The organism is Streptomyces poriticola, from assembly GCF_036689765.1.
In the GTDB taxonomy this organism is placed as follows: domain Bacteria; phylum Actinomycetota; class Actinomycetes; order Streptomycetales; family Streptomycetaceae; genus Streptomyces; species Streptomyces poriticola.
Map to the genome: position 1 here is coordinate 1 of NZ_JBAGKH010000058.1, position 10,359 is coordinate 10,359.

Annotated in this window: 10 protein-coding genes; 1 reads left to right on the forward strand and 9 read right to left on the reverse strand. The window is 69.4% G+C overall.

What is annotated here, in order from left to right; genetic code table 11:
• Nucleotides 1-186: 186 nt before the first annotated feature.
• The 6 genes from prcA to arc form a co-directional block, all read right to left on the reverse strand.
• A complete protein-coding gene (gene prcA / locus V5O46_RS31095; protein WP_332888086.1) occupies nucleotides 187-939 on the reverse strand; it encodes a proteasome subunit alpha in 753 nt (250 codons plus the stop codon).
• 68 nt (nucleotides 940-1,007) lie between these two features.
• Nucleotides 1,008-1,853: a proteasome subunit beta gene (prcB, locus tag V5O46_RS31100; RefSeq protein ID WP_332888087.1), complete on the reverse strand. Its 846-nt coding sequence runs from the start codon at nucleotides 1,851-1,853 to the stop codon at nucleotides 1,008-1,010.
• Nucleotides 1,805-2,317, reverse strand: a complete 513-nt coding sequence (locus tag V5O46_RS31105) for an endonuclease VII domain-containing protein (RefSeq protein WP_332888094.1) — start codon at nucleotides 2,315-2,317, stop codon at nucleotides 1,805-1,807. The genes prcB and V5O46_RS31105 overlap by 49 nt, the downstream gene beginning before the upstream one ends.
• Before the next feature lie 116 nt (nucleotides 2,318-2,433).
• Nucleotides 2,434-2,652 (reverse strand): ubiquitin-like protein Pup, encoded by a 219-nt coding sequence (locus V5O46_RS31110; protein ID WP_011027899.1) that lies wholly within the window; start codon nucleotides 2,650-2,652, stop codon nucleotides 2,434-2,436.
• A gap of 188 nt (nucleotides 2,653-2,840) precedes the next feature.
• Complete coding sequence (gene dop, locus V5O46_RS31115; protein WP_332888088.1) at nucleotides 2,841-4,352, reverse strand: depupylase/deamidase Dop; 1,512 nt, start codon at nucleotides 4,350-4,352, stop codon at nucleotides 2,841-2,843.
• A 233-nt stretch (nucleotides 4,353-4,585) separates the two neighbouring features.
• Nucleotides 4,586-6,352: a proteasome ATPase gene (gene arc / locus V5O46_RS31120; RefSeq protein ID WP_332888089.1), complete on the reverse strand. Its 1,767-nt coding sequence runs from the start codon at nucleotides 6,350-6,352 to the stop codon at nucleotides 4,586-4,588.
• A 245-nt stretch (nucleotides 6,353-6,597) separates the two neighbouring features.
• Here arc and V5O46_RS31125 point away from each other — a divergent pair, with 245 nt between their 5' ends.
• The gene (locus V5O46_RS31125; protein WP_332888090.1) at nucleotides 6,598-6,903 is read left to right on the forward strand and encodes a ferredoxin; all 306 of its coding nucleotides are present in this window, start codon (nucleotides 6,598-6,600) and stop codon (nucleotides 6,901-6,903) included.
• An 85-nt stretch (nucleotides 6,904-6,988) separates the two neighbouring features.
• On the opposite strand, the gene V5O46_RS31130 is transcribed toward V5O46_RS31125, so the two are convergent.
• The 3 genes from V5O46_RS31130 to V5O46_RS31140 all read right to left on the reverse strand — a co-directional run.
• Nucleotides 6,989-7,567: a hypothetical protein gene (locus tag V5O46_RS31130; RefSeq protein ID WP_332888091.1), complete on the reverse strand. Its 579-nt coding sequence runs from the start codon at nucleotides 7,565-7,567 to the stop codon at nucleotides 6,989-6,991.
• A gap of 211 nt (nucleotides 7,568-7,778) precedes the next feature.
• Nucleotides 7,779-8,681, reverse strand: coding sequence for a tRNA (adenine-N1)-methyltransferase (locus tag V5O46_RS31135; RefSeq protein ID WP_332888092.1), 903 nt, complete (start codon nucleotides 8,679-8,681; stop codon nucleotides 7,779-7,781).
• A gap of 47 nt (nucleotides 8,682-8,728) precedes the next feature.
• Nucleotides 8,729-10,359, reverse strand: a 1,631-nt coding sequence (locus V5O46_RS31140) for a site-2 protease family protein (protein WP_408649088.1), incomplete at its 5' end; no start/stop codon positions are given.

Genomic DNA, 10,359 nt, shown 5'->3' on the forward strand with positions numbered 1-10,359 from the left:
AGCGCGCAACCCGCACCCCCACCCAACCCGCACAGGCCGCCGCAGGCACAACGCGCACCCCCGACCACCCGCACAGGCCGCCGCAGGCACCGCACCCGCCACCAAACCGCCGCAGGCATCGCACCCGCACTCCGACCACCGACCACCCCCACCGAACCGCCGGAGGCACCCCGCAGCCCCCGCGGCCTACTCCTCGCCGTCCTCCTCGGTCTCAGCCCCGGCCTCCGCGCCCGAAGCCTCGCCCGCTGACAGCAGCCGCGACAACCGGCCCCCCACGATCCGCCTGAACTTCCGCTTCTGCGGACGCGTCCGGTCCAGCACCGCCACCTCGAGCCGCTCCGCCGGGATGTCCCGCTGACTCCCGTTGGTGTCCCGCGACAGCGCCTGCACCGCCAGCTGCAACGCCTCCGCCAGCGTCATCCCGTCCCGATGCCGCTGATCCAGGAATCCGCTGATCTGCTCGGCGTTACCACCCACCGCCACCGAACCGTGCTCATCCACGATCGACCCGTCATGCGGCAGCCGGTAGATCTGATCACCCTCCGGCGTCTCCCCCACCTCGGCGACGACCAGCTCCACCTCGTACGGCTTCTCCCCCGCACTCGAGAAGATCGTGCCCAGCGTCTGCGCGTAGACGTTCGCCAGACCCCGCGCGGTCACGTCCTCGCGGTCGTACGTGTAACCCCGCAGATCGGCGTACCGCACCCCACCGATCCGCAGATTCTCGTACTCGTTGTACTTACCGGCGGCAGCAAAGCCGATCCGGTCATAGATCTCGCTGAACTTGTGCAGCGCACGGGACGGGTTCTCCCCGACGAACACAATGCCGTCGGCGAACTGCATCACAACCAGACTGCGCCCCCGGGCAATGCCCTTCCGGGCGTACTCCGCCCGGTCGGCCATCGCCTGCTGGGGTGAGACATAGAACGGCGTCGACACCGGTTATCCGTCCCTTTCTGTCGAAGTCACTGGACCACCTGACAACAAAGCAACCACGCCCGCGACGGCTACAGCACCGCAGCCCGCGGACCGTCCGGCTGCTCCAGCCGCCGCTCCAGCACCGAACGGGCGATCCCGGAGGACTCCTCCTCCGTCAGCCGACGGTAGCCGTCCTCGGTGATCACGGTGACGATCGGATAGATCCGGCGCGCGACGTCGGGACCACCGGTCGCCGAGTCGTCGTCCGCCGCGTCGTAGAGGGCCTGCACCACCAGTGTGGTCGCCTGCTCCTCGCTCAGGTCGTCCCGGTACAGCTTCTTCATGGCACCGCGCGCGAACAGCGAACCCGACCCCGTCGCGGCGAAGCCCTGCTCCTCCGACCGACCACCCGTCACGTCGTACGAGAAGATCCGGCCCTTGTCCCGCTCCACGTCGTACCCCGCGAACAGCGGCACCACGGCCAGACCCTGCATCGCCATGCCGAGATTCGACCGGATCATGGTCGACAGCCGGTTCGCCTTGCCCTCCAGCGACAGCTGCGCGCCCTCGACCTTCTCGAAGTGCTCCAGCTCCAGCTGGAACAGCTTCACCATCTCGACGGCCAGGCCGGCCGTACCGGCGATACCCACCGCCGAGTACTCGTCGGCCGGGAACACCTTCTCGATGTCCCGCTGCGCAATCACGTTTCCCATGGTGGCCCGCCGGTCACCGGCGAGCACCACACCGCCGGGGAAGGTCACGGCCACGATCGTCGTGCCGTGCGGTGCCTCGACCACGCCCTGTACCGGCGGCAGCTGCCGGTTGCCCGGGAGCAGCTCCGGCTGGTGCTCACCGAGGAAGTCCATGAACGAAGAGGATCCTGGCGTCAGGAAGGCAGCTGGTAGACGCCCGGTGCTACGAGTGTTGGCTTCCACGCGATTCCTTCCACGTATGCGGCAGCCCGCCATATGGCATCGGGCCGATCCTTGAACTGCCCCAGCGCTGCGTTGCAGCTGAAGCACAGTACGCCACGGACCCTACCCGTCTCGTGGCAGTGATCCACATGCTCGGGCAGAGCCGCCGGAGATGTGCAGCAGACGCCCCCTTGGGACGCGATCAATTGATCACGCTCGGATGCCGTGAGGCCGTACTTCCGCCCCAGATGGTCCTCTCGCCCCTGGGCTGCACAGGATGTCCTGCAGCGTGTCGCCAAGCCGTCGCAGGCCGCTGCGCTCCGGTGCCGACCACTGTGGGGCTCGACCTGGCCGCGGGAGCGGCGGAACTCGTGGCCCTCAGACGTCCGGACCCGCGGCCGCACATCTCTGCCCCTGGCCACTTGACCGGCTTGCTGGTACTCCGCCCGGCACTCCCGACAGTAGGCCTGGAGGCCATCACGCATCGACTTGTTGCTGGCGAACGCCGCCCGCGGCTTGTGTTGCTGACACCGCGAGCAGCGCTTCACGCCATCTCCCTGCGACAAGCACCCACCCCGTCATCTTTGAATCGAAGGAGAAATCACTCTCCACCCTTCTGGACGAAGGAGCGCACGAAATCCTCGGCATTCTCCTCGAGTACGTCATCGATTTCGTCCAGGACGGAGTCCACGTCGTCGCTGAGCTTCTCCTGGCGCTCCTTGAGGTCCTCGGAGGCCTGCGCGTCCTGCGCCTGCTCCTCGACCTCCTCGGTGGAACGCGTGGCCTTCTGCTGTCCGCCGCCGGTGTCCTTGGTCGCCATAACCCTCACCCCGCTCGGTTCGCCCGACACAGTTGCTCGGTCAAGATCAGACCCTACTCCCCGGGTCCGACAACGGCCCCGCAGTTGCTCCAACGTACGGGGACCACCTCGATGATTCCCGGGCGCGGGACTTTCCACCCCGCCCGGCCTGCCCGGCCCGCTCCCGGCCTGCTCGGCTCACGCCGTGCTCAGTTGCCGGAGAGGACCCTGACCAGGTCTTCTGCCGTGCGGCAGCGGTCCAGGAGCTCCTTTACGTGATTTCGCGTTCCGCGAAGCGGTTCCAGGGTTGGCACCCGCTGGAGCGAGTCCCGGCCCGGCAGGTCGAAGATCACCGAGTCCCAGGAGGCCGCCGCCACGTCGTCGGCGTACTGCTCCAGGCAGCGTCCGCGGAAGTACGCGCGGGTGTCCTCAGGAGGCTTGGTGCGGGCCTGCTCGACCTCTGTTTCGTCCAGGAGGCGCTTGATGCGCCCGCGGGCCGCCAGACGGTTGTAGAGGCCCTTGTCGGGGCGCACGTCGGCGTACTGGAGGTCGACCAGATGGAGCCTGGGTGCGTCCCAGTCGACGCCGTCACGGCGGCGGTAGCCCTCCATGAGTTCCCGTTTGGCGACCCAGTCCAGCTCGCCCGCCAGGCTCATCGGGTCGTTCTCCAGGCGGTTGAGGGTGTCCTCCCACCTGGTCAGGACGTCCTTGGTCTGGTCGTCGGCGTCGGCCCCGTAGCGTTCCTCGACGTATTTGCGGGACAGCTCGAAATACTCCATCTGGAGCTGTACGGCGGTGAGCGTGCGGCCGCTGCGCAGGGTGACCAGGCGCTTCAGGGTCGGGTCGTGGGAGACCTGGTGCAGGGTCCGTACCGGCTGGTCGACGGCGAGGTCGACGGCGATGAAGCCGTCCTCGATCATGGCCAGGACCAGCGACGTGGTGCCCAGCTTGAGATACGTCGAGATCTCGGAGAGGTTGGCGTCGCCGATGATCACGTGCAGCCGGCGGTACTTCTCGGCGTCGGCGTGCGGCTCGTCGCGGGTGTTGATGATCGGGCGCTTCAGGGTGGTCTCCAGCCCGACCTCGACCTCGAAGTAGTCGGCCCGCTGGCTGAGCTGGAAGCCGTGTTCGTGGCCGTCCTGGCCGATGCCGACTCGGCCGGCGCCGGTGAAGACCTGGCGGGAGACGAAGAAGGGGGTGAGGTGGCGCACGATGTCCGAGAAGGGGGTCTCCCGCTTCATCAGGTAGTTCTCGTGCGTGCCGTAGGAGGCGCCCTTGTTGTCGGTGTTGTTCTTGTACAGGTGGATGGGCTGGGCGCCGGGGAGCTGGGCTGCTCGTTCGGCGGCTTCTGCCATGATCCGTTCGCCGGCCTTGTCCCAGAGGACGGCGTCCCGGGGGTTGGTGACCTCGGGTGCGCTGTACTCGGGGTGTGCGTGGTCGACGTAGAGCCGTGCCCCGTTGGTGAGGATGACGTTGGCCAGGCCGATGTCCTCGTCGGTGAGCTGGCTGGCGTCGGCGGCCTCGCGGGCGAGGTCGAAGCCTCGCGCGTCCCGCAGCGGGTTCTCCTCCTCGAAGTCCCAGCGGGCCCGGCGGGCCCGGTGCATCGCCGCCGCGTAGGCGTTGACGATCTGGGATGAGGTGAGCATGGCATTGGCGTTGGGGTGGCCGGGGACGGAGATCCCGTACTCCGTCTCGATGCCCATTACTCGCCGTACGGTCATGCGGCCCTCCTTGCCCGGCGGCGGCCTCGGTCGTGGACGCCGCTCAAGTACCGCTGGCGCTCGGTTGCGTGTGCGGTGCCCGTCCCCGCACTGCGCGACTCGGCGGTACCGAAGAGCCTAGAACGCCTTTGCGCTGGTGGGGAGATCATTTGCGTCATTGCCTTGCTCCAGCCGTGGCCCTGAAAACAGTCGGCTGCGGGTACCCGCCAGGGGCACCCGCAGCCGCCTGCGTTTTACAGGTACTGACCGGTGTTGGCCACCGTGTCGATGGAGCGTCCTGTGTCTGCACCCTGCTTTCCGGTGACGAGCGTACGGATGTACACGATCCGTTCGCCCTTCTTGCCGGAGATGCGGGCCCAGTCGTCGGGGTTGGTGGTGTTGGGCAGGTCTTCGTTCTCCTTGAACTCGTCCACGCAGGCCTGGAGGAGGTGGGAGACGCGAAGGCCCTTCTGATTCTTTTCGAGGAAGTCCTTGATCGCCATTTTCTTGGCGCGTCCGACGATGTTCTCGATCATGGCGCCGGAGTTGAAGTCCTTGAAGTAGAGGACTTCCTTGTCGCCATTGGCGTAGGTGACCTCGAGGAACCGGTTCTCCTCGGTCTCGGCGTACATCTGTTCCACCGCTGTCTGGATCATGCCCTGAACGGTGGAGCCCTTGTCGCCGCCGTGCTCCTTGAGGTCGTCCCCGTGCAGCGGGAGGCGCTCTGTGAGGTACTTGCCGAAGATGTCCTTGGCCGCCTCTGCGTCCGGACGCTCGATCTTGATCTTCACGTCGAGCCGGCCGGGCCGCAGGATGGCGGGGTCGATCATGTCCTCCCGGTTGGAGGCGCCGATCACGACGACGTTCTGCAGGCCCTCCACGCCGTCGATCTCGGCGAGCAGCTGGGGGACGATGGTGTTCTCCACGTCGGAGCTGACGCCGGAGCCGCGGGTGCGGAAGAGGGACTCCATCTCGTCGAAGAAGACGATGACGGGGGTGCCCTCGCCGGCCTTCTCCCGGGCCCGCTGGAAGACCAGGCGGATCTGCCGCTCGGTCTCGCCGACGTACTTGTTCAGCAGCTCGGGGCCCTTGATGTTGAGGAAGAAGCTCTTGCCGGCGGCCTGGCCGGTGACCTCGGCGACCTTCTTGGCCAGTGAGTTGGCGACGGCCTTGGCGATGAGGGTCTTGCCGCATCCGGGGGGCCCGTAGAGCAGGACGCCCTTGGGGGGCCGCAGCTCGTGCTCCCGGAACAGGTCGGGGTAGAGGTAGGGGAGCTCGACCGCGTCGCGGATCATCTCGATCTGGTTGCCGAGGCCGCCGATCTGCTCGTAGCCGATGTCGGGGACCTCTTCGAGGACGAGTTCCTCGACCTCGCTCTTGGGGATGACCTCGTAGACGTAGCCGGAGCGGGGTTCGAGCAGGAGGGCGTCGCCGGCGCGGATGGTGACGTCCAGCAGCGGCTCGGCGAGCCGTACCACCCGTTCCTCGTCGGTGTGCCCGAGGACCAGGGCGCGCTCGCCGTCCTCGAGGATCTCCTTGAGGGTGACGATCTCCCCGGCCCGCTCGAACTCCATGGCCTCGACCACGTTGAGCGCTTCGTTGAGCATCACTTCCTGGCCGCGCCGGAGCTCGTCGAGCTCGACGCTCGGGCTGACGTTGACCCGGAGTTTGCGGCCGCCGGTGAAGATGTCGGCGGTGCCGTCCTCGTTGGCCTGCAGGAAGACGCCGAAGCCGGCCGGTGGCTGGGCGAGCCGGTCGACCTCCTCCTTGAGTGCCACGATCTGGTCCCGGGCCTCACGGAGCGTGTTGGCGAGTCGCTCGTTCTGCGCGGACACGCCGGCCAGATTGGTCTGCAGCTCGACGATCCGCTCTTCGAGAATTCTCGTGTGCCGCGGAGAGTCGGCGAGCTTGCGTCGCAGGACGGCGATCTCCTGCTCAAGGTAGGCGATCTGCCCGGTCGGGTCGTCGGACCCGCGTCCCGGGCGGATGCCGCGGTTCATGTCGTCGTCGTGGGCTGCCACGGTCCTCACCTCCTCCAAGGGGAGCTGGACGCTTCCAGACCCTACCTGGGCGGGTGTCGATTGAAACCCCTAGATCACAAAGACGGTCGGGGTGTGTCCGATCTTCACCCTTGCGCTCTCCCTCACGCCAGGGAAATACCCAGGGAACGTGTCGGGAACCCAGGCGACTGTAGGGTCGAAGTGTTCAACACCCGTCAGAGCTGGCCGGATTCCCGAAGGGCTCGACGCAGGAAGCGGCAGGAGAGATGAGCGTGCAGCAGGAGGCCGGGGTCGGCGGCGAGGCGCTGGAGGTCTGGATCGATCAGGACCTCTGTACCGGTGACGGCATCTGTGCGCAGTATGCGCCCGAGGTGTTCGAGCTGGACATCGATGGTCTGGCCTATGTCAAGGGCGCGGACGAGGAGCTTCTGCAGGAGCCGGGGGCGGCAACACCCGTGCCGTTGCCGCTTCTCACGGATGTGGTCGACTCGGCGCGGGAGTGTCCCGGTGAGTGCATCCATGTGCGTCGGATTCTGGACAGGGCCGAGGTGTACGGTCCGGACGCAGAGTGACCGAATCCCTGCTCCTTACGTACGCTCCGTGACTGTTGTCTGATTTCTCACAGCAGGGCCGTCGCTTCCGGAGGGTCCCGGTGCGTCAGACGGTGCGCGCCTGGGAGGGCGTGGAGCGGATGAACGCGCCGTTCTGCCACTGCCATTTCGCGTCGTCCTTCACGTCGGGGCAGCAACTGGGTACGTCGGCCGAGGAGTAGCCGAGGAGTGTGGCGAGTACGGCGCCGTCGCGCACGGTGAGGTCGGTGACGGTGCGGCGGTCCACGGGGGCGACGAGGGTGGCGACGGTGCGGGGCCGGGCGTTGTCCGGGCCGTGGGTGAGGACGTAGACGCCGTCGGGTGGGGTGCCCATGGGGGCGTCGCAGTGGACCACGGCCACGGTTTCGGGGCGGCCGTCGCCGTCGAGGTCTCCGGAGGCCTGTTTCTGCACCTTCTCCGCGACGGGGCCGCACTGGAGCGGGAAGTCGACGCCGGCCGGGTCGGGCGGTGCGGTGGGCGCGGGGGCGGTCCGGGTCTCGGTGCCGGCCGTCTGGGCGGCGGTGGCGGCGTCGGGCTGCAGGACCGAGGAGAGCGCCACGACGGCGGCGACGGCCGTGGCGGTGGCCACCCAGTGGATGGGCCGGGTGTGAGTGTGCGCGAGGTCCGGAACGGCGGGGTGCTGCACGAGGAGTGTCTCCTGTGAGGGCTGTGCCGGTGGGGGTGGCCAGCATCGTGCCACACGTCACAGTGCAGGGGAACGCCGGGGTGGGTACCGAATGTGCTTGCGTCAAGGTCAGGACGCCGTGGTGGAGTTCCCTTCGGGGTGCGGGAACTCCACCACGGCGTCGGTGCGTTGTGTGCGGCACGGGGCCGCTCGGGCGGCCGGTGCCTCCGTGTCAGCGGCCGGTGCCCGCGTCGGCGTTGGGGCCGGAGTAGTCCTCGCCGTAGGCGCCCTTGGCGGGGCGGCGGCGGCGCATGGGCGGTTCCACGCCGTCGGCCAGGCGGCGGGCGGTGAGCAGGAAACCGGTGTGGCCGATCATCCGGTGGTCGGGGCGGACGGCAAGGCCCTCGATGTGCCAGTTGCGGATCATCGTCTCCCAGGAGGTCGGCTCGTTGAAGCAGCCGATCTCGCGGATGGACTCGACGGTCCGGGCGAGCTGGGTGGTGGTGGCGACGTAGCAGCAGAGGATGCCGCCCGGGACGAGTGCCTTGGAGACGGCCTCCAGGCACTCCCAGGGGGCGAGCATGTCGAGGATGACGCGGTCGACGTCGGTGTCGGACAGGTTGTCCTGGAGGTCGCCGACGGTGAGCTGCCAGGCCGGGTGCGGGCCGCCGAAGTAGCGCTCGACGTTGGCCTGGGCGATCTCGGCGAAGTCGGCGCGCCGCTCGTAGGAGTGGAGCATGCCCTGGTCGCCGATGGCGCGCAGCAGGAAGCTGCTGAGGGACCCGGAGCCGACGCCCGCCTCGACGACGCGGGCGCCGGGGAAGATGTCGGCGAAGGCGAGGATCTGCCCCGCGTCCTTGGGGTAGACGACGGCTGCGCCGCGGGGCATGGACAGGACGTAGTCGGGGAGCAGGGGGCGCAGCGCGAGGTAGGCGACGTTCCCGGTGGTGCGGACGACGCTGCCCTCGGGAGCACCGATCAGTTCGTCGTGCGGGAAGGAACCCTTGTGGGTGTGGAAGTTCTTCCCGGCCTCGAGCGTGAACGTGTAGTGGCGGCCCTTGGGGTCGGTCAGCTGTACCTGGTCCCCGACCTTGAAGGGCCCGCGCCTGCGGGCGGCACCGGTCGGTTCGGACATGTGACCAGCGTACCGGTCCCGGCGGGGGCCGCGGACCATGCGGGTGGTCAGCTGGGGCGGGCCATCGCCTTGACGAACGCACGCTCGACGTCGGCGGCGGACAGGACGCCGTAGATCTCGCCGCTGTTCTCGACGACGAGGTACTCGGTGGCGGGGGTGGCGCGCAGGGCGTCGAGGAGTTCCTCGCCGGAGAGCTCGGCGGAGACGTGCATGCCGTCGGTGAGGTCCGCCGCGAGGCCGCTGACCGGCACCCAGGGGCGTCGGTGCTCGGGTACGCCGACGATGGCGGCCTCGCGGACCAGGGAGACGGGGCTGCCGTCGCCGTCGACGACGACGAGGGCGCGGGCTCCGGCGGCGTTGGCGCGGCGCAGGGCCTCGGAGAGCGGGGTGTCGGCGGGGACGGGTACGGCGCGTCGGGTGAGGTTGCGGGCGCGCAGTTCGGGGAGGTGCTCGCGCAGGCGTGCCATGCGGAGGCTGTTGCCGGCGCCGGTCCAGATGATCGCGGCGAGGATGGCGGCGAGCAGGGCGTCCATGACGGTGTCCATGCCGACGTTGTCGACGGCGTCGGCGCCGAGTGCCCCGGACTGGGTGAGCAGGGGCAGGCCGATGAGGACGGAGACGGCGAGGGCGCGGCCGACCCAGGCGGCGGCGACGGTGCCGGTCATGGGTCTGCCGGTGATCTTCCACACGACGGCGCGGAGCATGCGGCCGCCGTCGAGGGGGAGTCCGGGCAGCAGGTTGAAGGCGGCGACGATCAGGTTGGAGATCATCAGGCCGGCGAGCAGCACGCCGGGGACGGTGCCGGGCTCGACGGGTTGCAGGGCGAGGTAGAAGACGCCGGCGAGGGCGAGGGAGAGCAGGGGTCCGACGAAGGCGAGGACGAATTCGCGGCCCGGGGTCTCGGCTTCCTTCTCGATCTCGGAGACGCCGCCGAAGAACTGCAGCTGGATGCGGCGTACGGGGAGCTTGAAACGCAGGGCGGCGATGGTGTGGGCGAGCTCGTGGACGAGGACGGAGCCGTAGAAGGCGACGGCGAAGAAGAGGGAGACGAGGTAGCGGGCGGCGCCGAGCTCGGGCAGGACGCGGTCGAGCTGGCCGCCGAAGACCCAGGTGATCAGGGCGGCGACGAGGAACCAGCTGGGGGCGACGTAGACGGGCACGCCGAAGGGGCGGCCCATGAGCAGCCCGCCGCCGGGTTCCCGGGTGCGCCGGGGCGGGCGCTGCTCGGTGCCGGCGTCGGCGCGGCCGGGGTCACCGGGGGCCGGGGTGGGGCCGAACGCCGGGGACCGCCGGTCCTGGGCGGAGGGCCGGCCGGGAGGCGGAGGCGGGGGGCCGGGGGCCGGACCGGGCTGGGGCGGGGGGCCGTCCTGCACGGGCGGGTCGGGGCAGCCGGCCGGGTCGGGGTCGGTGTCGTCCGCGTGGGGCGACGGATCCCGGCGGGGGTCGCCGGGGGGACCTGGGTGGGCGGGAGCGCCGCGGTGACCGGAGTCGCCGGGGCGACTCCCGTGTCCGGGACCCCCGCCGTGACCGGAGTCACCAGGGCTGCCGGGGCCCCCGGGGTGACCGGAGTCGCCGGAGGCGTCGCTGTGTGGTCCGGGATCCCCGGGCTCGCCGGCGGCCGAGACGTGAGGGCGGGGGCCGTCCCCTGCCGAGGCACCGGGGCGGGAGCCGTCGGCGG

Coding starts and splice junctions, on each gene's coding strand:
- dop (WP_332888088.1), bottom strand. CDS start 4,352: ATGACCGTACGGCGAGTAATGGGCATCGAGACGGAGTACGGGATCTCC.
- V5O46_RS31135 (WP_332888092.1), bottom strand. CDS start 8,681: ATGTCCGAACCGACCGGTGCCGCCCGCAGGCGCGGGCCCTTCAAGGTC.
- V5O46_RS31110 (WP_011027899.1), bottom strand. CDS start 2,652: ATGGCGACCAAGGACACCGGCGGCGGACAGCAGAAGGCCACGCGTTCC.
- V5O46_RS31125 (WP_332888090.1), top strand. CDS start 6,598: ATGAGCGTGCAGCAGGAGGCCGGGGTCGGCGGCGAGGCGCTGGAGGTC.
- V5O46_RS31105 (WP_332888094.1), bottom strand. CDS start 2,317: ATGCGTGATGGCCTCCAGGCCTACTGTCGGGAGTGCCGGGCGGAGTAC.